General features: G+C 73.1%; 22 protein-coding genes, 1 pseudogene and 1 riboswitch. Of the genes and pseudogenes, 12 read left to right on the forward strand and 11 right to left on the reverse strand.

Translation table 11 applies throughout. The features are described from left to right. Positions 1-94: 94 nt before the first annotated feature. Positions 95-284: riboswitch (TPP riboswitch) on the forward strand. A gap of 55 nt (positions 285-339) precedes the next feature. Beyond that, positions 340-598 (reverse strand): annotated as a pseudogene (locus tag ACIP67_RS09280) (hypothetical protein); the annotation flags it as partial. 398 nt (positions 599-996) lie between these two features. Here ACIP67_RS09280 and ACIP67_RS09285 point away from each other — a divergent pair. Both ACIP67_RS09285 and ACIP67_RS09290 read left to right on the forward strand, forming a co-directional pair. Then, a complete protein-coding gene (locus ACIP67_RS09285) occupies positions 997-1,212 on the forward strand; it encodes a hypothetical protein (RefSeq protein WP_401689783.1) in 216 nt (71 codons plus the stop codon). A gap of 506 nt (positions 1,213-1,718) precedes the next feature. Then, complete coding sequence (locus ACIP67_RS09290; RefSeq protein ID WP_401689784.1) at positions 1,719-2,171, forward strand: hypothetical protein; 453 nt, start codon at positions 1,719-1,721, stop codon at positions 2,169-2,171. 117 nt (positions 2,172-2,288) lie between these two features. Here the strand turns inward: ACIP67_RS09290 and ACIP67_RS09295 are convergent, their stop codons facing one another. After that, positions 2,289-2,945, reverse strand: coding sequence for a GNAT family N-acetyltransferase (locus ACIP67_RS09295; RefSeq protein ID WP_401689787.1), 657 nt, complete (start codon positions 2,943-2,945; stop codon positions 2,289-2,291). 233 nt (positions 2,946-3,178) lie between these two features. Then, a complete protein-coding gene (locus tag ACIP67_RS09300) occupies positions 3,179-3,886 on the reverse strand; it encodes a hypothetical protein (RefSeq protein ID WP_401689790.1) in 708 nt (235 codons plus the stop codon). A 64-nt stretch (positions 3,887-3,950) separates the two neighbouring features. Between ACIP67_RS09300 and ACIP67_RS09305 the strand changes: the two genes are divergently transcribed. After that, on the forward strand, positions 3,951-4,442 hold the full coding sequence (locus tag ACIP67_RS09305) for a CGNR zinc finger domain-containing protein (protein WP_401689792.1): 492 nt from the start codon (positions 3,951-3,953) through the stop codon (positions 4,440-4,442). Positions 4,443-4,586: 144 nt separating this feature from the next. Here the strand turns inward: ACIP67_RS09305 and ACIP67_RS09310 are convergent, their stop codons facing one another. After that, on the reverse strand, positions 4,587-5,246 hold the full coding sequence (locus tag ACIP67_RS09310) for a TetR family transcriptional regulator (RefSeq protein WP_401690309.1): 660 nt from the start codon (positions 5,244-5,246) through the stop codon (positions 4,587-4,589). Between the two features lie 280 nt (positions 5,247-5,526). Here ACIP67_RS09310 and ACIP67_RS09315 point away from each other — a divergent pair, with 280 nt between their 5' ends. Genes ACIP67_RS09315 through ACIP67_RS09325 form a run of 3 tightly spaced genes read left to right on the forward strand, consistent with a single transcriptional unit; the run spans position 5,527 to position 8,956 of the window. Continuing rightward, on the forward strand, positions 5,527-7,089 hold the full coding sequence (locus tag ACIP67_RS09315) for a glycosyltransferase family 4 protein (protein WP_401689795.1): 1,563 nt from the start codon (positions 5,527-5,529) through the stop codon (positions 7,087-7,089). Continuing rightward, positions 7,083-7,889 (forward strand): class I SAM-dependent methyltransferase, encoded by an 807-nt coding sequence (locus ACIP67_RS09320; RefSeq protein WP_401689798.1) that lies wholly within the window; start codon positions 7,083-7,085, stop codon positions 7,887-7,889. The genes ACIP67_RS09315 and ACIP67_RS09320 overlap by 7 nt, the downstream gene beginning before the upstream one ends. Beyond that, complete coding sequence (locus ACIP67_RS09325; RefSeq protein WP_401689801.1) at positions 7,886-8,956, forward strand: prenyltransferase; 1,071 nt, start codon at positions 7,886-7,888, stop codon at positions 8,954-8,956. The genes ACIP67_RS09320 and ACIP67_RS09325 overlap by 4 nt, the downstream gene beginning before the upstream one ends. Positions 8,957-9,059: 103 nt before the next feature. On the opposite strand, the gene ACIP67_RS09330 is transcribed toward ACIP67_RS09325, so the two are convergent. Beyond that, a complete protein-coding gene (locus ACIP67_RS09330; protein WP_389511844.1) occupies positions 9,060-9,353 on the reverse strand; it encodes a hypothetical protein in 294 nt (97 codons plus the stop codon). A 168-nt stretch (positions 9,354-9,521) separates the two neighbouring features. Between ACIP67_RS09330 and ACIP67_RS09335 the strand changes: the two genes are divergently transcribed. Genes ACIP67_RS09335 through ACIP67_RS09345 form a run of 3 tightly spaced genes read left to right on the forward strand, consistent with a single transcriptional unit; the run spans position 9,522 to position 13,229 of the window. Continuing rightward, positions 9,522-10,877 (forward strand): hypothetical protein, encoded by a 1,356-nt coding sequence (locus ACIP67_RS09335; RefSeq protein WP_401689805.1) that lies wholly within the window; start codon positions 9,522-9,524, stop codon positions 10,875-10,877. Next, entirely contained in the window at positions 10,874-12,460 is a 1,587-nt protein-coding gene (locus ACIP67_RS09340; protein ID WP_401689807.1) for a substrate-binding domain-containing protein, read from the forward strand. The genes ACIP67_RS09335 and ACIP67_RS09340 overlap by 4 nt, the downstream gene beginning before the upstream one ends. Continuing rightward, entirely contained in the window at positions 12,447-13,229 is a 783-nt protein-coding gene (locus ACIP67_RS09345) for a hypothetical protein (RefSeq protein ID WP_401689810.1), read from the forward strand. The genes ACIP67_RS09340 and ACIP67_RS09345 overlap by 14 nt, the downstream gene beginning before the upstream one ends. A gap of 118 nt (positions 13,230-13,347) precedes the next feature. Here ACIP67_RS09345 and ACIP67_RS09350 read toward each other — a convergent pair whose 3' ends face one another. The 3 genes from ACIP67_RS09350 to ACIP67_RS09360 form a co-directional block, all read right to left on the reverse strand. Further along, positions 13,348-14,148, reverse strand: coding sequence for a hypothetical protein (locus tag ACIP67_RS09350; RefSeq protein ID WP_401689813.1), 801 nt, complete (start codon positions 14,146-14,148; stop codon positions 13,348-13,350). A gap of 170 nt (positions 14,149-14,318) precedes the next feature. Then, positions 14,319-15,263 (reverse strand): N-acetylmuramoyl-L-alanine amidase, encoded by a 945-nt coding sequence (locus ACIP67_RS09355; protein ID WP_401689816.1) that lies wholly within the window; start codon positions 15,261-15,263, stop codon positions 14,319-14,321. 195 nt (positions 15,264-15,458) lie between these two features. Next, positions 15,459-16,982, reverse strand: coding sequence for an MFS transporter (locus ACIP67_RS09360; protein WP_401689819.1), 1,524 nt, complete (start codon positions 16,980-16,982; stop codon positions 15,459-15,461). 316 nt (positions 16,983-17,298) lie between these two features. Between ACIP67_RS09360 and ACIP67_RS09365 the strand changes: the two genes are divergently transcribed. After that, complete coding sequence (locus ACIP67_RS09365; RefSeq protein WP_401689822.1) at positions 17,299-19,038, forward strand: MFS transporter; 1,740 nt, start codon at positions 17,299-17,301, stop codon at positions 19,036-19,038. 109 nt (positions 19,039-19,147) lie between these two features. Beyond that, positions 19,148-19,798, forward strand: a complete 651-nt coding sequence (locus tag ACIP67_RS09370; protein ID WP_401689825.1) for a class I SAM-dependent methyltransferase — start codon at positions 19,148-19,150, stop codon at positions 19,796-19,798. A gap of 100 nt (positions 19,799-19,898) precedes the next feature. Here the strand turns inward: ACIP67_RS09370 and ACIP67_RS09375 are convergent, their stop codons facing one another. Further along, complete coding sequence (locus ACIP67_RS09375; RefSeq protein ID WP_401689827.1) at positions 19,899-21,392, reverse strand: hypothetical protein; 1,494 nt, start codon at positions 21,390-21,392, stop codon at positions 19,899-19,901. Between the two features lie 263 nt (positions 21,393-21,655). Here ACIP67_RS09375 and ACIP67_RS09380 point away from each other — a divergent pair, with 263 nt between their 5' ends. Beyond that, the gene (locus ACIP67_RS09380) at positions 21,656-22,513 is read left to right on the forward strand and encodes a MaoC/PaaZ C-terminal domain-containing protein (protein WP_401689830.1); all 858 of its coding nucleotides are present in this window, start codon (positions 21,656-21,658) and stop codon (positions 22,511-22,513) included. Between the two features lie 225 nt (positions 22,514-22,738). On the opposite strand, the gene ACIP67_RS09385 is transcribed toward ACIP67_RS09380, so the two are convergent. Beyond that, positions 22,739-22,891, reverse strand: a complete 153-nt coding sequence (locus ACIP67_RS09385) for a hypothetical protein (protein ID WP_401689833.1) — start codon at positions 22,889-22,891, stop codon at positions 22,739-22,741. A gap of 95 nt (positions 22,892-22,986) precedes the next feature. Further along, positions 22,987-24,231, reverse strand: coding sequence for a hypothetical protein (locus ACIP67_RS09390; RefSeq protein WP_401689836.1), 1,245 nt, complete (start codon positions 24,229-24,231; stop codon positions 22,987-22,989). Positions 24,232-24,356: the final 125 nt, after the last annotated feature.

Genomic DNA, 24,356 nt, shown 5'->3' on the forward strand with positions numbered 1-24,356 from the left:
TAGGACGGTTCATTGTGTCCTGCCGACCACTCTAAAAATCTTCTTCTTTGGGGGTTGCATCACACTATGGGCGTTCTATCCTGGTAGTGGCCTACGAGGCGAGTGAGGGAGTTCGACCGGAGTAGCCGACTTCGGCGAGACGGCGTGGCGGGACGTCACGGCATCCGCCGGTGGCCGACATCGACGGTCGGGCTGAGAGGCCGGAAGGCGGTAGTCGAGCCGGACGGCGACCCCCATTACCTGATCCGGGCAATACCGGCGAAGGGAACCCGTCTCGTAGGTTTTTCGTGTGCCCGCACGGCCGGTTTCCCGTGCACTCGCACGGCCCGTTTCCGGTGCGCTCAGCTCCGGGTCGCGGAGCCGAGAGGTGATGAGTCCGTCCGGGCGCCTGGGCTGCTCGGCGGTGATCACGGCGGCGGCTCGCGGTCCTTCCTCGCGGCCGTCGGCCGGTTGGGGCCCGACGGGGTGGAGCGTGCAGTTCCAGCCGCCGTGGAAACGGTGCCGGCTCATCGGGAGCGCATCGATCTCGGCGTCGGTGACCTTTACCCCCGGTGAAGTAGGTGCCCGGGTCGAGTTCGGCGCGGACTCTCAGTCCGGTGCGGGGGAACCGGTGAACTCGCCAGACTCCACACCCCGACGGACGTGGCCGCCCACCTCGATACATACGGCAGCCAGGCCCCGAGGGAGATCAAGCCCGCATGTTGATCCTCCGCGAGCCCTTGGACAGAAAAAGGCGGCCGACCTCCAGAGGGGCCGCCATGCCTCCCCCGGAATTCAATTTCATCCCGCACTAAACTACCCTTACGGGCATCCTCGCTCCTGCCCTTCACCCGTTTGGGGGAGCGCAGAATGCTGCGAGTTTCGTGCGCCGGTGTGCTTCTGGATGGAATGCCTTGCTCCGCCTATACACCTTCAATGGCGGTACTCGGTGTATCGAAAGCGCGCGCCCGCGGCCTTGACCCGCACTCCGCGCCCCCACCACCAGAGGAGAATCCCGTGGCTACCGGAACCGTGACCATCAACGGCCAGACCCACACCGACCCGCACGGCTGCTACAACATCGACGGCGGCCAGGCCGAGATCACCTACGACATCGACGTCCCCCTCACCGTGTACTCCGAGGCCGACGGCAAGGGTGACACCGTCTCCCACGTGGGAGGCGGCAGCGGAACAACGACCATCGCCCCTGCCGGAAGCGTCGTCATCGGCTGACCTGCTCACCCGACGACCGCACCGCGCCCGCCTCGACCGCAGAGCGAGTTGATCCGACGACGGGACCCGCCGATCTCGTCGTCGGCGACCGAGGCGAGCGGGCGCGTCTCGCCGAGGCGTTCTGCGGTGCTGCCGACCCCGATCCCGGAGTTGCGGACCTTGTTCGCATTGCCGAGCGAGTCGAGGAACAGGAATACGTCGGCCCCGGGGCGGACGGTGAATGCCGTCCCGGCGGGCAGCCGTACGCGTGTCGGTACCGCCTCCTCTTGCCGCAGACAACGGAGCCGCTTTGCGCACGACCTTCCGGCCGTTCCCGCAAGTCGTGATCAGTCGTCCCGCAGATAATCGCCGAGTTCACTCGCGAAACTCATCCCCGTCGCCGTTCGTGGCGGCGCTCCACATGCGGAACCCGGTTATCGGTTCTAAGTTTCTTGGAGAGGTTTCGCCGGTCATCGTTCGCTATGGGATGGCTAGGCGCCTTGTCACCTACCTGGAGGTAAGCGTCCATGAATCCGCAGAGCCGCGCCCCGAAGGGAAGCTTCGCCGACAGCGTCGAATCGGCGCCATCGGAACTTGTACGGGGCGAGCGACCGTTCAAGATCAGACTCGCTCACAACGGCACCCCCCAGGGGTACCTGGGCCTCTACGGAAACGGCTGGTGCATTCTGTCCGGCGACGGCCTCGTGTTCGACGCGTACACGCACGAGAAGGAAAAGACGTACTTCCGCGTCACCCAGGGCGACTGGAAGGACTACTACCTGTCCGTGAACAGCAGCGCCTACCTGGGGCTCTACAACTGGAGCAACGCGGTCGGCTGGGACTTCGAGGCCGTCAACGGGAAGGAACGACTGCGGTGCCTCTGGAACCACCAGGTGGCGTCGTTCCACTCGGACGAGGACCAGTACGTCTACGCCTGGGACGACTACCACAAGCTGGAAGCACACAAGGAGCACGTGTAGTCCGAGCGTCCGAGCCCGCGGCCTCCACTCAAGAGAGCAATTGAAGGCACTCCCTGGAAGCAGGGCGGTTCCGCGTCGCGTGTCGGCGGGCGGGCGGGCGGCGGCGGGTTCGTTCCGTCAGGCCGGGTTCGGTCGGCCCCGCCGCTCCTCCGGCCGGGCGAGCACCGTGGCGTCGGGCCAGGTGAAGCGGAGCTTGGCGGGGGAACCGGTGAGCCGGGAGGGGACTCCGCCGGGGGCCGCCACCGCGGCCCGTTCCGCGCAGGTGCCTCCCAGCGCCAGGTAGAACTCCTGAGCCGCGGTATTTTGCTCGAGCACCCACAGGTACAGCGCGTCGGCACGCGCGTGTTCGGTGACGGCCTCGGCGGCGCGGGACAGCAGTTCGGTGCCGAGGCCGGTGCGACGGCGGCGCGGGCTGACGTGCAGGCCGTCGATGAGACTGCCCCAGCGGCCGTCCTCGTCGAAGACGACATGGACGAGTCCCGCGAGCCCGGCGTCGTCCTCGGCCAGGACCGTCGCGGTGCCGTCCGGGCTGGACAGACGCGAGGACCAGGCGGTACGCCACTCGGCCACCAGATCGCCGTCCAGGAACGTGTCGGAGAACGCGCCGCGGTAGTGGCGGCGCCAGTTGGCCACCTGCAGCCGTGCGATGGCATCGGCGTCGCCGGAACCGGCCGGACGGAACCGCGGTGGTGCCGGAGGCGAACCCGTGAAGTGCGAGGACACCGACGACTCCGGGGCCGCCGCGTTCCTCCTGCCGAAATTGCTCTCGCTCAACCTGAACTGCTCCCTTCGCTGTGAGACGTCGAGGGTGGCCCGTACGACCGGTGCGCAGCGCTGCTGCGCGGGCCGAGTGGCGGCCGAGGGTGGCCGTGAGGCCCGTATCGTCATCGCCCTGAGTCGGTGCGGGATGCGGGGATGCGGGGACGCGGGATGCGGGGACGCGGCAACGCGGCCGGGGCCTCGGGCCGGCCCCGGCGCGCTCCGTCCGGGGCCCGGCGCTCGGCGGCTCAGTCCTCGAACAGGAGCCAGGCGATATGCAGTTCTTCCGCGCCCGGGCGGAAGATCCGCAGGAGCTCGGCGCGCTCGGGGTCGCCTTCGGGGAGGTACTCGGCCAGCAGCGCCTGCGCGGCGATCGTCTGCGGGCGGGCGCCGAGCGCGGCACGCAGATGGAGCGAGCGGCGCAGCATCGCCAGCCGCTCCGCAGGCTCCTTGTGCGGCGCGAGGTGGCGGATGATGTAGGACTCGAAGAGCCCGTCGCCGGACTTCGTCGCGACCTCGAGCGCCGTCTCGTACCGCGGGAGAGCGCCGGCCGCGTCTTCGTCGATGTTGTCCAGCAGGACGGCCCAGTGGTACTCGGCCCAGGCGCTCAGTATCTCGTCGCCGTCCTCGGCTGCCGCGCGGTAGGCGGCCTCAGCCGCGGCGCGGTCGTCGGCCTCAGCCGCGGCGCGGTCGTCGGCGCAGGTGTCGCGTCGCCGGAACAGCAGGCGGCTGTAGGCAAGCCGTCCGGTGAGCAGCTGTGCGGTCGGTGACGCGGGATCGAGTGCCGCTACCGCCTTCTCGGCCTCCGCGTGGTGTTGCCTCCGGAAGAACCACCGGTCGACGGCGATCTCCGCGCGCAGCTCCGGCGCGGCGTCCGGGCCCAGGACGGCGAGCGCGGCGTCCCACTCCCCGAGCAGATGCAGACGACTGGCCATGTAGGCGTCGTTAGATATCATGGCGCCTACAGTACGAAGGAGCCATGTAGGGGGTCAAGTGCAATACGGTGACTACATCGGGAACGTGACGCGGCTGGCCGTCGAGCTGGCCAATACCGGAACCCTCGACCAACACGGCGAACTGGTCGCCGCGTTCTTCGCAGAACACGAAATCGTCCCGCCGCCGGAGGGTGACTACGGCGACCTTCCCGAGCTCGTACGCACGGCCCTGGCGCAGATGGTCGACGGCACCGACCCCGACGCCGTACACCGCCTGCTGCGCGACTATCCGCCGGAGATGCACCTGTCCGACCATGACGGCCTCGGCGGCTGGCACATCCACTTCAGCCGCAACGGCGCCCCGGCCAAACGCTGGGTAGGACAGCAGATCGCCGCCAAGTTCGCCCTGGTCACCGCCGGGGATCCGGCGGTGACCCTGGGACGGTGCGCCGCGGCCGGGTGCGGGAACTACTTCGTGGACCAGTCGCGCAACCGCACACGGCGGTTCTGCTCCAACGCGTGCGCGAGCCGGACGACAGTCGCGGCCTATCGGGCCCGCGCGGCGAAGAACTCCTAGCCTCGCGCTGTCACGAGGTGGGCTGTCCGAGAGTTGATCAGAAACACGGAAAGTGCCTTTGGCCTGCAATGCCGGTGATGTGGATCGTCTTTCGGCTGGTCGAGCCGACCAGAGCCACCTCGACCAGCCGGAAAACGACCCGAATCACCGGTACCGGACCTGGTCGTGCCCCCGCGGATCCGTCACCTCGATCAGCCGGCACGCCGTCTCGATGTCGGCGCGCACCTGGGCGATGGAGGCCCGCCCGGAGAGCCAGGTGACGAGCGCCGAGTGCCAGGTGTGCTCGATGACGCGGACCGCGGAGAGCTGTGCGGGCGTCGGGTCGGCGGTGAGGTCCATCGCGTCGAGGATGATCGCCGTCGTCCGACGGGAGACCTGGTCGACCTCGGGGCTGACGCTGCGGTCGGCGAAGGTGACGGCGCGGACCATCGCCTCGGCGAGACGGGGCTCGCGCTGGAGGGCGCGGAAGGCGCGCATCAGGGTCACCGCCACACGCTCGGCCGGGGTGTCGCCCGTCGGGGGCCTTTTGCGCAGCGTGCCGTGCAGGTGCTCCAGCTGGTCCTGCATGACGGCGACCAGCAGGTGCACCTTGGACGGGAAGTAGCGGTAGAGGGTGCCCAGGGCGACCTGGGAGGACTCGGCGACCTCCCGCATCTGGACCGCGTCGAAACCGCCGCGGCCCGCCAGCCGCGCGCTCGCGTGCAGGATGCGCCGGCGGCGGGCCTCCTGCCGCTCGGTGAGGGGCGGCGAGGCCGGGCGCGCGGTACTGGCTTCCACCTTGTCCCCCTTGGCTTCCGCGGTCATGGGTCCGGTCACTTCCGCAGTCATGGGTCCCGTCATGGGTCCCGTCATGGGTCCCGTCATGGGTCCGGTCATGGGTCCCGCTCCGTGACGGTCGGTGAGGGCCCGCGATCGCACCGCACTCCAGGGCGCCCGGCCGTGGCGTGAATCACCTGATCAACTGCTCCGCGCATCCCTACCTGCCGGTAGATTCAGAGCCTCCCGAACGATCAAGTCTGGAACTTGTTCTAGATTAACGTCCCGTCGTAGTCTCGCGGGACAGTGCAGGCAGAAGGGGGCCGGAGTGACCGCTGAGGCCAGTCAGGCGGGGCCTGGGCAGGCCCCCGCCGCGGACGGCGGGCGACCGCTCGACATCGCGCTCCTCACCTACAAGGGGAACCCGTTCTGCGGTGGCCAGGGCGTCTACGTACGGCACCTCTCCCGCGAACTCGTCCGCCTCGGCCACCGGGTCGAGGTCATCGGCTCCCAGCCGTACCCCGTCCTCGACGACCTCGGCGACGACCTCGACGGGCGCCTCTCCCTCACCGAGCTGCCCAGCCTCGACCTGTACCGCCAGCCCGACCCCTTCCGCACGCCGGGACGGGACGAGTACCGCGACTGGATCGACGCGCTGGAGGTCGCCACGATGTGGACCGGCGGCTTCCCCGAGCCGCTGACCTTCTCGCTGCGCGCCCGCCGCCATCTGCGCGCCCGGCGCGGCGCGTTCGACGTCGTCCACGACAACCAGACGCTGGGATACGGGCTGTTGGGGGACGTCGGCGCCCCGCTCGTCACCACCATCCACCACCCCATCACCGTCGACCGGCAGTTGGAGCTCGACGCCGCCGAGAGCCGGCAGCGCCGCTGGTCGGTGCGCCGCTGGTACGCCTTCACCCGCATGCAGAAGCGCGTCGCGCGCCGGCTGCCGTCCGTGCTCACCGTCTCCGGCTCCTCACGCCAGGAGATCGTCGACCACCTCGGCGTCCGTGGGGACCGCGTCCACGTCGTGCACATCGGCGCCGACACCGACCTGTTCTCGCCCGACCCGTCGGTGCCCGTCATACCCGGCCGGATCGTGACGACGTCCAGCGCGGACGTCCCGCTCAAGGGCCTGGTCTTCCTCGTCGAGGCGCTCGCCAAGGTCCGCACCGAGCACCCCGACGCCCACCTCGTCGTCGTCGGCAAGCGCCCCGAGGAGGGGCCCGTCGCCCAGGCCGTCGAGCGCTACGGCCTCGCCGGCGCCGTCGAGTTCGTCAAGGGCATCTCCGACGCCGAACTCGTCGACCTGGTGCGCTCGGCGGAGGTCGCCTGCGTGCCGTCCCTGTACGAGGGCTTCTCGCTGCCGGCCGCCGAGGCCATGGCGACCGGGACCCCGCTCGTCGCCACCACCGGCGGCGCCATCCCCGAGGTCGCCGGGCGCGACGGCGAGACCTGCCTCGCGGTCGCGCCGGGCGACTCCGGCGCGCTGGCTGCCGCCCTCGGCCGGCTGCTGGCCGACCCCGCGCTGCGGTCCCGCCTCGGCGCGGCCGGACGGGAACGGGTGCTGGAGCGGTTCACCTGGGCGCGGGCCGCCGAGGGTACCGTCGCCCGATACCGCGCCGCCATCGAGCGGGCGGGCGGCGGGCGTTCCCCGCGCCCGGCCGGGCCGGACGCCGGCCCCGCCGTGCGCACGCGCCGTACGGCTCCCGCGACGGCGACGGCGACGGCGGCTGCGGCCGCGGCTGCGGCTGCGACTGTGACCAACGGTATGGCCGCGACCACCGGCACGGCCGCGACCACCGGCGTGCCCACGGCCACGACCGCCTCCGAAGCCGTTGACGTTGACGTTGACGTTGAATCCGATCGTGAAAGCAGGGCCACGTGCTGACCGTCGACTTCTCCCGGTTCCCGCTCGCCCCCGGCGACCGTGTCCTGGACCTCGGCTGCGGAGCCGGCCGGCACGCCTTCGAGTGTTACCGGCGCGGCGCGCGGGTCGTGGCGCTGGACCAGAACGGCGAGGAGATCCGCGAGGTCGCCAAGTGGTTCGCGGCGATGAAGGAGGCCGGCGAGGCCCCCGAGGGCGCCACCGCCACCGCCATGGAGGGGGACGCCCTCGCGCTGCCCTTCCCCGACGAGTCCTTCGACGTCGTCATCATCTCCGAGGTGATGGAACACATCCCCGACGACAAGGGCGTCCTCGCCGAGATGGTGCGCGTCCTCAAGCCGGGCGGCCGGATCGCGATCACCGTCCCGCGCTACGGCCCCGAGAAGGTCTGCTGGACCCTCTCCGACGCCTACCACGAGGTCGAGGGCGGCCACATCCGCATCTACAAGGCGGACGAACTGCTCGCGAAGATCCGCGAGGCCGGCCTGAAGCCGTACGGCACCCACCACGCCCACGCGCTGCACTCGCCGTACTGGTGGCTGAAGTGCGCCTTCGGCGTCGACAACGACAAGGCGCTGCCGGTACGGGCGTACCACAAGCTGCTGGTCTGGGACATCATGAAGAAGCCGCTGGCCACCCGGGTCGCCGAGCAGGCGCTGAACCCGTTGATCGGCAAGAGCTTCGTGGCCTACGCGACCAAGCCGCACCTGCCCGCTGTGGACCCGGCTGTGAACCCCGCCGTGGACCCGGCCGCGAACCCCGACGTGAACCCCGACGTGGACCCCGCCGTGGACGCGCGGTGACCACTCCCCGCACGGAACACCTGGTCCTGCCCGGGGTGCTCACCGCCGAGCAGGCCGCCGTGACCGTCCGCGGCATCCTCGCCGTACAGCGGGAGGACGGCGCGATCCCGTGGTTCCGGGGACACCACCTCGACCCGTGGGACCACACCGAGGCCGCGATGGCCCTCGACGCGGCGGGCGAGCACGAGGCCGCCGCGCGGGCGTACGCGTGGCTCGCCCGGCACCAGAACGAGGACGGCTCCTGGTACGCGGCCTACGCCGACGGCGCCTTCGACGACGTCACCGACCGGGGCCGGGAGACGAACTTCGTCGCCTACGTCGCCGTGGGCGTCTGGCACCACTACCTGTCCACCGGCGACGACACGTTCCTGGACCGCATGTGGCCGGTCGTCCTGGCGGCCGTCGAGTACGTGCTGCGGCTCCAGCAGCCCGGCGGCCAGATCGGCTGGCGGCGCGACGACGACGGCACCGCCACCACGGACGCGCTGCTGACCGGCTCCTCCTCGATCCACCAGGCGCTGCGCTGCGCGCTGGCGATCGCCGAGCAGCGGGAGGAGCCGCAGCCGGACTGGGAACTGGCGGCGGGCGCGCTGCGGCACGCCCTGCGCCGGCACCCGGAGCGGTTCCTGGACAAGGGGCGCTACTCGATGGACTGGTACTACCCGGTCCTGGGCGGCGCGCTCACCGGTGCGGAGGCCAAGGCCCGCATCGAGGAGTCCTGGGAGCGGTTCGTCGTGCCGGGGCTGGGCGTGCGGTGCGTGGTGCCCAACCCCTGGGTGACGGGCGGTGAGTCGGCCGAACTCGCCCTCACCCTCTGGGCGATGGGCGAGTCCGACCGCGCGCTGGACATCCTCCAGTCCATCCAGCACCTGCGGGACGCCGAGTCGGGCCTGTACTGGACCGGCTACGTCTTCGAGGACGAGGCGATCTGGCCGCGGGAGCTGACCACGTGGACGGCCGGCTCCCTGCTGCTGGCGGTCGCCGCGCTCGGTGGCCACGAGGCCACCTGTGCGGTGTTCGGCGGCGAGCGCCTGCCGGCGGGACTGGACCCGGACTGCTGCGGCTAGCCCCCGGCGGGTGCGCCTCGGAGCGCGGGGGTGCCGCCGCGGGCCGGGTGCGGGTCCGCGGTGGCCGGTCGCGCAGTTCCCCGCGCCCCTTCGGGCGCGGGGCTCAGTGGCGGTGGACCCGGTTGGCGATCGCGTGGCCCACGAACAGGTAGACCACCGCCGCCAGACCGTAGCCCGCGACGACCCGCGCCCACGCCTCGTCGAACGTGAACAGGTCGTGCGACCAGCCCGCCAGCCAGCGGGCCACGTCGTGCACGAGCTGCACGAAGTCGTTGCCCCGGTTGGCGTCCAGCAGGTACATGAGGATCCACAGGCCCAGGATGAGGGCCATGACGTCGGCCACGACGGCGATGACCGTACCGGCCTGGTTCGCACCGTTCCGATATCGAGGTGACATGCTGTTCGGTTTGCCGTTCGAAGCGGGATGAAACCCGGCCGGTTCCCGCCGGTTCCCGCCGCCCATGGGCCTCGGTTTTCCCGTCGTTGGTATGGAGTTCCCCCTTCCGGGGGACATCGTTCGAACACGTGGTTGATGATCCTGGCCCCTTGAGTGGCAGGAGGGCCGTTGTCCGACACCGCACGAGCCCACACCGGAAGACCCGCGCCGGAAGAGCCGCGGCTCACCACGCGCCAGGCCAGACGCCGTCCCGTCCCCCGCCGGGTCCTCGTCGCGCTGGTGCCGGCGCTGGCGGGCCTGCTCTCCCTGACCATCTCGGGCAACACGTTCCGCCCCTTCGAGCGGATCACCACCCTGGAGGCGCGGATGGCCTCCAAGTCCGACTTCTTCAAAGACCCTGAAGTGCAACGGCTGTTGCTCGAACACGGCTTACGGGTCGACATCCACCGCCTGGGCTCCCGGGGCATCGCCACCCAGTCCCTGACGGACATGGACGTCGTCTTCCCCTCCGGGCAGCCCGCCGCGAAACTCGTCCTCGACCGGCAGGACACGTCCGTCCGCTCGGTCCGCCCGTTCGTCACGCCCCTGGTCCTCGGCACCTTCCGCGCCTACGCCGAGACCCTGGTGAAGGCCGGCGTCGCCACCCCGCAGGAGAACCCCGACGGCGGCCCCACCCTCTACTACGACCTCGACATGGCCGCGTTCATGACCCTGCTCGACGGCCGGGAGGACGGCCGGACCACCGCCGACCAGGACGGCGACGGCCGCGTCGAGGGCGCCGACACCTGGAACGGCATCGGCTACGACCGGGACGGCGGCAGTGGCGACGGCGGCAGCGGCGACGGCGGCAGTGGCGACGGCGGCCGCAGCAACGGCGGCCGGGTCCTGGTGCGCACCTCCGACGTCTGCGAGTCCAACTCCGCCGGCACCTACCTCAGCCTCCTCGCCTTCGTCGCCAACCGGAACAGCACCCCCGGCACACAGAACACCGACGACCCCCGGCTCGCGGCGGACGCGGTCACCGCACTCGCCGCGAAGATCAAACCCCTGATCAACCTCCAGGGGATGTGGGCCGACGAACAGGCCGACAGCTACTTCTCCGACCTCGGCGAGAGCATCGCGCCCCTCTCCCTCCTCTACGAGCACCAGTACCTGGCCCACCAGCTCACCTACCACGAGCAGCACGACAAGCAGGACACCAACCGCGTCCTGCTCTACCCCACGCCCTACGCCCTCACCGAGCCCCAGCTCATCTCCCTCACCGACCAGGGCGACCGGCTGGTCCGACTGCTCCAGGAGAACGAGGAACTGCGCGACCGGGCCATCGAACTGGGCTTCCGCGTCCGCGTCTCCGGCGAGGACGGCACCGGCGAGCGCCTCGGCGACCACCTGCGCGACCACGGCATACAGGAGCCCGTCCCCAACCGGGACCAGACCAAGTCCTACGAACCCGAACTGGACGTCCTGGAACGGATCATCGACCACGTCGGCACCTGCCCGCCGCCCGCCCAGGACACCCCGTGACACGGCGTCCCGGCACCCTCGTGGCCGTCCTCGCCCTCGCCCTGCTGACCACCCTCACCCCGGCCTGCACCGCGGACGACGACCAGGTCACCCTGCGGGTGCTGGCCAGCCCCGAACTGGCGGACGTGGCACCGCTGCTGGACCGGCTGGAGGAGGAGACCGGCGTCGGGCTGGAGATGGACTACACGGCGACCGCCGACCTCGCCGGCCAGCCGCCCGCCCCCGGCGAGAAGGCGACGTACGACCTGGCCTGGCTCGCCTCCGACCGCTCCTTCCACCTGCGCGTCCAGGACTCGGCGGGCCGCCTCGCCCGGCCCGAGTCCACCGCGATCATGCGCTCACCCGTCGTCGTCGGACTCACCCCGGACACCGCCGACGCGCTGCGCGCACGGGCCCCCGGCGGCCGGATCTCCTGGGCCGACCTCGCGGACGCCGCCGCCGACGGCACCGTACGCTTCGGCATGGCCGACCCCCGGCGCAGCGACACCGGGCGGGCCGCGCTCGTCGGCGTCGCCACCGCGGCCGCCGACACCGGCGGCGCCCTCCGGGAGGAGGACGTCTCCTGCGACCGGCTGCGCGGCTTCCGCTCCGGCCAGACCCTCACCGGCGCCAGCTCGCGCGAACTGATCGACACCTACGTCGACCACCAGGACGCCGCCGACGCCCTGATCGCCCACGAGTCCGAACTGCTCACCCTCAACGCCCAGGGCCGGCTCGACCGCCCCCTGGAGATCGTCCACCCGGACGACGGCATGGTCCTCTCCGACTTCCCGCTGCTCCTCCTCGACCCCGGCGAGCGCGCGGCGTACGGCAAGGTCGTCGACTGGCTGCTCGGCGCCGACGTCCAGCGCGAGCTGATGCGGCGCACCCACCGCCGGCCCGTCAACCAGGACGTCGAGCCCTCCCGCGAACTGCGCGCGCCCGTCGGCAACGCCCTGTCCTTCCCCGACCGGCTGTCCATCGTGGAGCGGCTCGTCGACGACTACGGCGACCCGGTGCACGCCACCGGCGACCAGGTCGTGTTCGTGCTGGACTTCTCCACGTCCATGCGCGGCGAGCGCATCGCCGCCCTGCGGGCCGCCTTCGCGGGCCTGAGCGGCGCCGACCGGTCCGCCACCGGCAAGTTCGCCCGCTTCTACCGGGGCGAGCGCCTCACCGTCGTCCGCTTCGGCGGCCGGGTGCTCCAGGAGCGCACGGTCACCGTCCGCTCCGACGCCGACCTGCGCACCCTCGACCGGATCGTCGCGAACGGCGGCTTCGACGACGCCACCGCCGTCTGGTCGGCCCTCGACCGCGGATACCGCATCGCCACCGACGCCGTACGGGCCGCGCCCGAACGTCCCGTCGCCGTCGTGCTGATGACGGACGGCGAGAACAACGCGGGCCTGTCGTACGCCGAGTTCCTGGGCCGGCACGACCGGCTCGGTTCCGCGGCCGACGCGGTGCCCACCTTTCCCGTCCCGTTCGGAGAGGCCGACGCCGGCGCCCTGGAGCGGGTCGCCACGGCGACCGGCGGCCGCGTGGTCGACGCCGGGCTCTCCTCGCTCTCCGACGCGTTCAAGGAGATCCGTGGGTGTCATTGACAGTCAGTGGTGGGGCCTGTGGTGGCCGTGGCTGGTCGTCTGGGCGGTGACGGCGGCGTCCCTGGCCGTCGTCGCCCGGCACGCCCTGCTGCGCCTGGGCCGGTCGCGCCGCCGCCGCGACGACGGGCGCACCGTCCACGGCATGTGCTTCTTCCTGCACGACAAACGGGTCATGGACCTCTACCAGTACGGCGGGTTCGCCGACGCGCTGGAGGCGGAGGTCGCCGACCGGATGAACGTCGACACCGGCATCGGGCTGCGCGCCCGGCTGGGTCTCGGCGGCTCGGGCGGGGCGCACCGCCAGGTCACCAAGGAGCGGGTCACCGCCTACATCCAGCAGAGCACGCCGATCACGGTGATCCGGCTGCTGATGGACACCATGCGCAAGGAGGACGCCGTCGTGCACGCCGACCTCACCACCGGCGTGGTCACCCCGAACCGGGCGCTCGAGGACTCCCTGGGCGACCAGGGCGGCGACGGCAGGGTGCCGCTGACCGCCGTGGGCGTCGCGTCGGCGTTCGTCTCGGTCACCGGCCGGTTCACCGCCGTGCGCGCGGAGAACGGCGACATCGTGCTGAGCGCCCGGTACGGCACCGGACGGCCGCCCGCGCGGGTGCGGATCGTCTGCGAGGCGGCCGGGGTGCGCGAGGGCTTCCAGAACGCCGACTACTTCACCGGCGAGTTCCAGGCCCGCTGCCTCGGCAAGGTGCCGACCTGGAACCGCGAGCGGGGCGAGCTGACACTGAACCCGATCGCGATTTTTCTCTGAAGACGACTATGGCAGAGGTGTGCTGACGGTCAGTCAGCGACGCGCGGAGTGGTACGGCGACGGCCCCCCGCCCGAGCGGGCGAGGGGCCGTGCGGTGGTGCGGTGGTGCGGGCCGGGCTCAGCCGCGCTGGATGCCGGAGGTGTCCCGCAGGACACCGCGCCGGCCGTCCTGGGTCTGCGCGATGAGACCCTGGGCGCCCTGCTCGACGGCCAGGTACCAGGTGCCGGGCGCCAGTTCGGCGATCGGGGTGGGCGCGCCGTCCTCCGCGAACAGCGGACGCGGCACCGGCACGGCGAACCAGAACGGCGAGAAGTCCGGGGCCGGCGGCTGCGCCGGACCCGGCTGCGCGCCGAACGGCGGCTGCCCCGGCTGCCCCGGCTGCGGCTGCCCGCCGAACGGCGGCTGCTGCGCGCCCGGGTAGCCGTAACCACCGGGCGGCTGGGCGCCGTAGGGCTGCGGCGTCGGCGGCTTCGGGGCCGGGATCAGCGCCGCCTGGAGGGCCGGCACCAGCGGGCCGGCGATGGCGGCCGCGGCCAGCAGGAGGGCGGCGATCAGGCCGAGGATGAGGCCGGCGCCGGTGTCGATGTCCGCGCCGTCGAAGGCGTCGGTGAACGCGCCCAGCGGGTCGATGATCGACCAGAACGACGTCCACGCGGCGAAGACGGCCAGCGCGACGCCCAGCTGGCCGAGGTCGAGGCCGGCGACCTTGCGCGGCTGCGGGAGCGCGCGGGCGACGACGATCAGCGCCGCCCCGATGATCCCGCCGATGTACATGCTCATCAGGAGGCCGAGGTTGTCCCAGGCGTTGGGGACGTCGTCACCGGAGCCGTCGAACGTGTCCAGGAACGACGCGATGAACAGCAATACCGCTGCTCCGATCACCACGCCGTCGCCTCGAGTGAGGGAGCGGATATTCACTTCAGGTCCTTCGTCAGTCGTCTCGTCATCGGTCCACGCATCGGTAGAGGCGTCGCTGTCACCATGTCGCCGTCAGGCCCGGGTGGGAAGCGCGGGGGCGGCCCCTGATCGTAGGGACGACACTATCGTCCGTACGATCGGACTGTCCGCCGGGATCAGTGCGCCGATCGCTACCCGCGCAGGAAACTCACGATTCCCTCAGAGATCCCTTGCGCCGCCTTCTGCCGCCAGGCACCGCTGGTCAGCAGCGCCGCGTCCTTGCTATCGCGCATGTTGCCGCACTCGATGAACACCTTGGGAACCGTTGACAGATTGAGACCGCCCAGGTCCTCGCGCGTGACGAGACCGCTGCCGTCGCCCACGTAGTTGGCGGGGGCGCTGCCCGTGACGCGCCCGAAGTCCGTGGCGATCAGCTTCCCGAGTTCCCGCGAAGGGCCCACGATGGCACGGGTGTCGGCGGCGCCCGCGCGCACCTCGCCCGGCAGGATCACGTGGTAGCCGCGGTTGCCGGTCCCCGAGCCGTCGGCGTGGATCGAGACGACCGCGTCGGCGTGCGCGGCGTTCCCGATCCGGGCGCGCTCGTCGACGCAGGGGCCGTAGGGCCGGTCCGCGTCCTGCGTCAGCGTCACCGTGGCGCCCTGCCCTCGCAGCAGGGCGCTCAGCCGGTGCGCCACGTCCAGGGTGAACGCGGCCTCGCTGTAACCGGAGTTGGTGGACGTGCCGGTGGTGTCGCACTCCTTGCGGTGGGTGCCGACGTCCACCTTGCCGTTGATCTCGTCGGGGTGCCGGAAGTTGGTCGGGTTGTGGCCCGGGTCGATGACGACGACCTTCCCCGCGAGGGAGGCGGCCGTGGCCGTGGCCGTGGCCGTGGCGGACGGTGAGGCGGAGGCGGCGGGCTTCCCGTCGCCGTCGCCGGCCGCCGTCGCCCCCGGCCCGCCCGACGCCGCCCCCGTCACCCGGCCCGCCCCGCCGTCCCCGGTCCCGCCCAGCGCTTCGTACCCCAGCCACCCGAGCAGCGCGCCGGGCACGAGCACGGCGAGCGTCACGGCGAGGGGGCGGCGCAGCCGCGAGCGCCGGGGGAGCGGATGATCGAATTCCGGGCCTGTGTACGACACGCGTGCCACCCTAGGCCCTGTCGTGGACCGTACGGCGCGACCCGGGGGCGACGGCCGGACGAGTCGTGGGTACGGGGGCCCCGGCCCGGGACCGCGTCGGAGCCGTTGCCGTCCCCGGCCCGGGACCGCGTCGGAGCCGTTGCCGTCCCCGGCGCGGGAGTCGTGTGCGGGGGTGCCGGCCGGCCGCCCGGCGGCTCACTTCACGGGTGTGCGGGAACCCTCCGTGGCCGAGGAGGCCTCGGCGACCGGGGCGCCCGTCGCCGGCCTCCGCGGCAGCCACACCAGCATCAGCGCCGCCGCCGCGAGCAGCACCCCCGTACCCGTGCGGAACGCCAGCGCGTAGCCCTCGGTCAGCGCCTCCGGCGTGGGGCGGCCGTCGGTGCGGGCGGCGGCCACCGTCGACAGCACCGCCAGGCCCAGCGAACCGCCCATCGTGCGGGAGGTGTTGACCAGCCCGGAGACCAGACCGGCCTCGCCCGGCGCCGCCCCGGAGGTGGCGAGCGCGGCGAGCGGGGTCGCCGACAGGCCCGCGCCCAGCATCATCAGGACGCCCGGCAGCATGATGGCGGTGAGGTAGGCGCCGTCGGCGGTCATCGTCGACTGCCAGCCGAACCCGGCCGCCGCGACCAGCGCGCCCAGCGCGGCCACCGTGCGCGCCCCGGCCGTCCGCATGAGGCGGGGCGCGAGCTTCGAGCCGAGGACGATGGCCAGGGAGCTGGGCATCAGTGCCAGGCCCGCCCCCAGCGGTGTGTAACCGAGCGCGTTCTGCGCGTACAGCGTCATGAAGTACCACATGCAGAACATGGCCGACCCGGTCAGGAACATCGCCGTGTTCGCCGACGCCACCGGACGCAGCCGCAGCAGCCCGAGCGGCATCAGCGGGGCCGCCGTGCGGGCCTCTACGGCCAGGAACAGGGCGATCAGCGCGAGCCCGGCGGCCAGCGGCACCAGCACCGCCGCCGCGGTCCACCCCTCGGCCTCGGTCCGGGAGATCCCGTACGCCAGGGTGGCCAGCCCGGCCGTCACCAGCAGGGCGCCCGGCAGGTCGAGGCGGCGGCCGTCACCGGCCCGGCTCTCGGTCAGGCGGGCGAGGGCGCCGGCCAGGACGACCGCGCCGACCGGCACGTTGATCAGCAGCACCCACCGCCATGACAGCAGGTCGACCAGCACGCCGCCGACGAGTCCGCCCGCGGCACCGCCGCCCGCGCCGACTGCGGTCCAGGTCGCGATCGCCCGGGCCCGTGCCGCGCCCTCCGGGACGGCGGCGGTGACGATCGTCAGCGTGGCGGGCGCCAGCACGGCCGCGCCCAGCCCCTGCACGGCCCGCGCGAGCAGCAGCTGCCAGTCGTCCCGGGCCAGCCCGCCGGCCAGCGAGGCCACCGTGAACAGGGCGAGCCCGACCAGGAACATCCGCTTGCGCCCGTACAGGTCACCGGCCCGTCCGCCGAGCAGCATGAACCCGGCGAAGGAGATGGCGTACGCGTTCACCACCCACTGGAGACCCGCGGCGCCCATCCCCAACTCGGCCCGTATCGACGGCAGCGCCACGTTCACGACGGAGACGTCGAGGACGACGAGGAACTGCCCGGCGCAGGCGAGCGCGACGACGAGCCAGGCGGGGGAGGAGGCGGAGGAGGGGGAGGCGGAGGAGGCGGAGGAGGGGGAGACGGGGCGGCGGGGCGGTGGCACGCTGTCGGTCGCTTCGGGCATGGACGTCATGGTCTCAGGGCTCTGTCGCCCCTTGCATCGGGATTCGGGCGTAGGTCCCGGGCCGTAGCCCGGCAGGCCCGCGGCAGGCGCTCGCCAGGCCCGCGGCAGGCCCTCGGTAGGCCCGCAGCAGGCCCGCGGCAGGCCCGCGGCAGGTCCGCGGCAGGTCCGCGGCAGGTCCGCGGCAGGCGCTCTCTCCCAAGAGAAGGTCAAGATTTCGTTAGTGTGCCGAAGCATCGGAATAGTTGCTCATGCATACGTGGTTCAACATGCACGTATCCCACCCTCATCTCGTCTCACCTCACCTCAGGCCTGGAGGCCCCCCTTCATGACGCACACGCCGACCGACCGGCCCCGACGCGGAGCGAACGGTGCCGTAGTCCCGGTGCTCGCCTTCGCGGGCATCGTGGTCGCGGTGATGCAGACCCTGCTCGTCCCGGTCGTCAAGGACCTGCCGCAGCTGCTGGGCACCGCCCCCGGCGACGCCACCTGGGTCCTGACCTCCACCCTGCTCTCCGGCGCCGTGGCCACGCCCATCATGGGCCGCCTCGGCGACCTGTACGGCAAGCGGCGCATGCTGATCCTCAGCCTCGCCGTGATGGTCGTCGGCGCGCTGGTCAGCGCCGTCACCAGCGACCTGCTCACGATGATCGCCGGCCGCACCCTCCAGGGCTTCGCGATGGGCGCGATCCCGCTCGGCATCGGCCTGATGCGCGACATGCTGCCCCGCGAACGGCTCGGCTCGGCCATGGCCCTGATGAGCTCCTCCATCGGCGTCGGCGGCGGCCTCGCCCTGCCCGCCGCCGCACTGATCGCCCAGCACAGCGACTGGCACGCCCTCTTCTACGGCGCCGCAGGCCTCGGCGTCCTCGCCATCGCCCTCACCCTCCTCGTCGTCCCCGAGTCCCCGGCGCGCGCCGAGGGCTCCTTCGACCTGCCCGGCGCGCTCGGCCTGTCCGCCGGACTCGTCCTCTTCCTGCTGCCCATCACCAAGGGCAGCGACTGGGGCTGGACCTCCGCCACCACGCTCGGCCTGTTCGCCGCGGCGGCGGCCGTCCTCGTCCTGTGGGGCGTGATGGAGCTGCGCCTGAAGGCCCCGCTGGTCGACCTGCGGACCACCGCCCGCCGCGAGGTCCTCCTCACCAACCTCGCCTCGATCATGGTCGGCGTCAGCTTCTACGTCGTCTCGCTCGTCCTGCCGCAACTGCTCCAGCTGCCGACCAGCACCGGCTACGGCCTCGGCCAGTCGATGGTCACCGCGGGCCTGCTCGTCGCCCCGCTCGGCCTGACGATGATGTTCACCGCGCCCGTCTACGCCCGGCTGTCCGCCCGCTACGGCCCCAGGATCACGCTGATCCTCGGCATGCTGATCATCGCCGTCGGCTACGGCGCCGGCCTCGGCCTGATGAGCGCCGCCTGGCAGAGCCTGGTCATCGCGGTGGTCCTCGGCGCCGGCATCGGCCTCGCCTACTCGTCCCTGCCCGCGCTGATCGTCGGCGCCGTCCCCGCCTCCGAGACCGGCGCGGCCAACGGCCTGAACACGCTGATGCGGTCCATCGGCACGTCCGTCTCCAGCGCCGTCATCGGCATGGTGCTCGCCAACACCGCGCACACCGTGAACGGCGTCGCCGTCCCCACCCTGCACGGCTTCCGCGTCTCCTTCCTGATCGCCACCGCCGCCGTCGCCGTGGGCCTGGTCCTGGCTCTCCTCCTGCCCGGCCGCACCCCGTCGGCCGTGCCGCAGCTGCGCGCCAGCAGCGAGGAGGACGCCAACCTGGAGCGCGCCGAGGCCGCCCTGCGGGCCTTCCGCGGCCGCGTCCTGGACGCCGGCGGCACCCCGGTCGCCCGCGCCCGGGTCACCCTCATCGACCGCCGCGGCCGGCAGGCCGGCGCCACCCTGTCCGCCGAGGACGGCAGCTACGCCCTCACCGTCCCCGCCCAGGGCTCCTACGTCCTCGCCGCCCGGGCCACCGGCCACGGCCCCCACGCCTCCGCCGCGACCCACACCGGCGACGACCGCCCGGTCGACGTGGACCTGGCGCTGCCGGGAGAGACGGTCACCGCGTAGGAGCACCGCCCAGGCCTCGGAGTTCGCTCGCCGCACCCCCCGTCGCAGCGCCGACGGGGGGTGCGACAGCATGGGGCGCCGACACACCCGTACGACCGAGGGGGACCCCATGACCGCGGCACCCGCGCCCGAGATCCTGGCCGCGTTCGAGGCCGCGAAGGGCTTCATGCCCGTCGACGAGGGGCTCGCCCTGTACGCGGCGGCCGCGGCGGCGGGGCGGCTCGGCCTGCCGCTGCTGGAGGTCGGCACCTACTGCGGGCGCTCCACGATCCTGCTCGCCGGCGCGGCCCGCGCCGCCCGGGTCACCGCCCTCACCGTCGACCACCACCGGGGCAGCGAGGAGCAGCAGCCCGGCTGGGACTACCACGACCCGGAGACGGTCGACCCCGGGACCGGCCTGATGGACACCCTGCCCACCTTCCGCCGCACCCTCCACCGGGCGGGCCTGGAGGAGCACGTCGTCGCCCTGGTCGGCCGTTCGCCGCAGGTGGCGAAGGTGTGGGGCACTCCCCTCGGCCTGGTCTTCGTCGACGGCGGCCACACCGACGAGCACGCGAACGCCGACTACGAGGGCTGGGCCCCGCACCTCGCCGACGGCGGTCTGCTCGTCATCCACGACGTCTTCCCGCACCCCGCCGACGAGTTCACCGGCCAGGCCCCCTACCGCGTCTACCTGCGCGCCCTGGCCTCCGGAGCCTTCACCGAGGTCTCGGACACCGGCTCGCTGCGGGTGCTGCGGCGCACGGGCACCGGGATCTGAGGGGGCGGCTGAGGCCACCGCGAACCGAGGGGCGACGGCGGTCACCGCGATCCGGGGCGACGGCCACCGCGATCCGAAGGGTCGCGGCCGGGAGCGGCTCTCAGCCCGCCCGCTGCTGCCGCTGCCGCCCCCGGCGACGGCAGCAGCGGGCGGCCGCCAGGGCCACGGCCACCGCGAACGCCCCCGCGGCCCACAGCCGGGCGTCCCGCTGGGGCCGGTAGGGCAGGGCGGGCGACGCCCGGAGCGGGATGGCGGCGGTGTCGTTGCCGGGAGTGCGGTCGTAGGGGTTGTACGTGCGGATGGTGCCCCGCGCGCCGGGGACCTGCCGGTCGATGCGGACGCGGAAGCCGATGGCGGTCGTCCCCCCTTCGTGCCGCACCTCGTAGAACCGGTCGTGCCCGATCTCGCAGACGAACGCCCCGCCGGGCTCCTCCGGCCGGTCGCACGCCCACCGGCCGCCCGAGTCCTCGAAGGTGTACGGGACGGAGGTGACCGTGGTGCCCTCCGGCGGGACCACCTCGAAGCGGCCCAGGTCCTCGCTGTCGAGGATCCGGCCGGGGCCGAGGTCGCGCACCCCGAGCCGCACCTCCACCGTGTCGCCGACCCGGCCCCGCACCGTCGCGGTGACCGGCCGGTAGTCGACCTGCACGGTGGTGCCCACGCCGAGGGTGCCCTGCCCGCTGTCGAAGCCCCGGTCCGCCGTGCGGACCAGGGTGAGCGCGGCGCCCGTTCCGCGCACGGTGTGGCCGGCGGGCCGCTGCGGGGACGCCGACCAGGTGTAGGTCACCGTGCCCTTCAGCTCCCCGGGCGGGGCCGTGTACACCAGCGGCGCGCCGGTGCGGAAGGCGGCGCCCGCCGTGGCCTCCGCCGGGAACGTGCACCACGCCGAGGTGGGCGCCGAGCCCGCGTAGAAGCAGTTGCGGTACCGGGGCGTCAGCGTCAGGCCCGTCACGTCGACCTGGAGGGCGACGCCCTGCGGGGTGGGGAACGCGGAGTGGTTGGCGAACCCCGGTGTCACCGTCGCCGCCGTGCCCGGCTCCAGCCCGCTCACCGCCGGCTCCTCGCCGGGCGCGTACAGCGTCGGTCCGCCGACGACCATGCGGGTGGTGCCGGTGACGGGGGCGGCGTTGCCGGCGGTGGCGGTGTACGTCACCGTCCCGCTGTCGCCCGGCCGCACGCCGTCCAGGCCGTGCAGGGTGAAGGGCGCGTTGGTCTCGCCGTCGCCGTTCTGGAGGGTGCCGTACGTGCAGGTGAACACCGGTCCCTCGCCCGCGCAGTTCCCGTAGCCGCCCTTCACCGCGCGGGCGACACCCGCCAGCCCCGAGGTGTCCACGACGACGGTGACGTCGCGGGCCGGGCCCCCGTCACCGCGCACCACGGCGACGGGCACCACGAAGTCGTCGTTCTCGGCCCGCGCGCCCTCGTCGGCGTTGTACATGGTGAAGCTCTCCGGGGCCTCCAGACGCAACGCCACCTGCCCGGAGCCGTCCGCCACGGCGGGAGCGCCGGCCGTGGCGCCGGCCGTGACGAGAACGGCGGCGAGACTCACCGCCAGTGCGGCCGCACGTCTGCTGATCCGTATCGGTAGGAGCATGCGGGCACTATGCCAGCGTGCCGCCCACTGCCGGCCGCCCACCGTCCACCGTCCATCGCCCGTTGCCCGAAGCCCGCACCCCACGGCCCGCTGCTGCCCGACGCCCGCCTCCCACCGCCCGCTGCTGCCCGAAGCCCGCACCCCACCGCTAGCTGCTGCCCGAAGCCCGCACCCCACCGCCCGCTGCTGCCCGCTTCCCGCCGCCCACCGCTCGGTGTCACCGTCACCGCCGCGCGACGCCCGCCGCCACCGTCAGGAGTCCCATGCCCATCGACGCAGCCGAGGCGCTCGCCGCCGCGCCCCGCTCCCGCGAGATCACCTGGACCCCCGAGGACGTCCTGCTCTACCACCTCGGCATCGGCGCGGGCCGCCCCGCCACCGACCCCGACGAGCTGCGCTACACCCTGGAGTCACAACTGCACGTCCTGCCCAGCTTCGCCACCGTCGCCGGCGCCGGTGCGCCCGGGGTGATCGAGGCACTGTCCATGCCCGGCGTCGACGTCGACCTCGCCCGCGTCCTGCACGGCGGCCAGTCGCTCGTCCTGCACCGCCCGGTCTCCGCCGAGGGCACCGCCACCGCCACCAGCCGGATCACCGCGGTGTACGACAAGGGCACCGCCGCCGTCCTCGTCCTGCGCACCGACGTCACCGACGCCGACGGCCCGTTGTGGACCGACGACGTCCGGATCTTCGTACGGGGCGAAGGCGGCTGGGGCGGCGACCGCGGCCCCTCCGCCCGTCCCGTCCCACCGGCCGGCGACCCCGACACGGTGCTCGAACGGCCCGTCCGCGAGGACCAGGCCCTGCTCTACCGCCTCTCCGGCGACCGGAACCCGCTGCACGCCGACCCCGACTTCGCGCGGCGCGCCGGATACGAGCGGCCCGTCCTGCACGGCCTGTGCACCTACGGGATCACCCTCAAGGCCGTCGTCGACACGCTGCTCGACGGGGACGTGACCCGGGTGCGCTCGTACACCACCCGCTTCGCCGGAGTCGTCTACCCGGGGGAGACCCTGCGCGTCCGTCTGTGGCGGGGGGCGGGCGCCGTGCGGGCGGCGGTGAGCGCGGTGGAGCGGGACGACGCGCCGGTCCTCACCGACACGCTCGTCACACACGACTGAGGCTCCGGCGGAACGAGGAACGCGGAGCCCGGAGCCGGACGCGGAGCCCGGAGCCGGACGCGGAGCCCGGAGCCGGACGCGGAACCGGGACCGCGGAGCTCAGACGGCGGGGCCCGGACCGCGAAGCCCGGACCGCGAAGCCCGGACCGCGAAGCTCAGACCGCGCAGCCCGGCACGCAGAAGGCCCCGCCCGTCTCGCGACGGGCGGGGCCTCCCGGCGTACCGTCAGGCAGCCGCCTCGGCCTTCTCCACGGCCGGCTTGCGGTGCCGGCCGCGGGGAGCGGACTCGCCGTCCTGGGCCGCGACCGGGCCCCGGTGACGGCCGTGACCGGTCTCCTGGGCGTCGGCGGACAGCGGCGTGGTGCTTGCGTCACTCATCGGAAGTGTTCACCCCGTCAACATGATCCTTTTACAGCCGGGAGAGTTTATCCGGCGTACCTCGGGGCGGGTGCAGGCGGCCGCGCCGACCGCTGCTAATTCGTTACAAGCCGGTCGAGTGGGGCCTGCTGGAGCGGGACGGGACGGGGGGCACCGGGTGCGGAGGCACCGTGGCCGGGTCCGGGTCCGGGTCCGGCGGCGGAGGCAGGGGCGTCGGCGGGGGCGGGGCCGGGGCCGGGGGGTTCGGCGGGGAGGGGGCCCGGTGCGGAGGCCGGCGGCTGCGCGGCCCGCGGCTCCGCGGCCGTGCTCCGCGGGGGCACGGCCACGCGCGCCACGCCGCACGGCTCCGCCGCCGTCGCGTACGGCAGGCACAGCACGCCGTCCCGGGTCCACAGGCCGCTGCCCGCCAGCCAGCCCTCGGGAGCCGCCACCTGGCGCAGGTGCCGTTCCACCGGGCGCCACACGCCGAGCCGGCTGCCGAACGGGCCGTCGACGCGGAGCGCCACCGCGCACGTCTCCGGCAGCAGCACCTGACCCGGCTGGATCGCGAACGGTGTCAGGACGCAGCCCGGCATCCGCAACGACTCCGGGAAGCGGACCGGGAACGTGCTGCCGAGCACGCCCCAGCCGAGGCGCGGCTCACCGGGCGAGGGCGCGTCCGAGCGGATCAGCAGCAGACCGCTGTCCGGGTCCGCCAGCAGCAGACGGTCGTCGCTGTCGGCGGTGATCTGCAGCAGCGGGGACACCTCGCCGCCCCGCTCCAGGTCCACCACCACGGCCTTCGTGCGGCCGCCGGTCTCCCGGTCCAGCGCCAGCATGCGTCCCGTCCGGTCCAGCCACACCCCGCCCGAGCAGCGGCCGGGCAGGTCGGTGACGTGCTCCGGGCCGAACGCGCCGCCCGCGACCAGCCACAGCGTCGTCGAACGCGGGCCCACCGCCAGGGCGTACGCCCGTTCGCCGCACGGCGCCGGCGGCAGCAGGCGCAGCCGGGTGCCCACGTCCGGGCACTCCACCGCGCCCAACGGCAGTTCTCCCGTGCCGGGGCCGGTCGGGTAGAGCAGCGAGAAGGCGTGCCGCCCCTGCACCCGCCGCCGGATCAGGACCCGGCCGTCGCCCATCGGGTGCACGTCAGTGCCGGGCTCCTCCGGCTGGTGGACGGGCAGCGGTACGGCGTACGGCTCGGGGCCGTCCAACGTCCAGCGCTCCGGGTACCAGGACTCGCCGTCCCGCGCGAGACGGGCGGCGTAGGCGCCGTCCGCCGTGATCACGCAGGGCGCGTGCGGCGTCCGGTCGTCGTCTTCCTCGTCCTCCGCGGTGGATTCGATTGCACAGGCCGTCATGGCTCGGTCACCTCCGGTGACGAAGCTAAGGTCGTGCGCCCGGGCCGGGGATCGGCGCACGGGGGCTTCGCTCGTACGAGTGGTGCAGAAGCGATTCGCCTCCGGAGGGCCGGGGGGCTGTGCTG

The sequence above is a fragment of the Streptomyces sp. NPDC088812 genome (assembly GCF_044750285.1).
GTDB lineage: Bacteria > Actinomycetota > Actinomycetes > Streptomycetales > Streptomycetaceae > Streptomyces.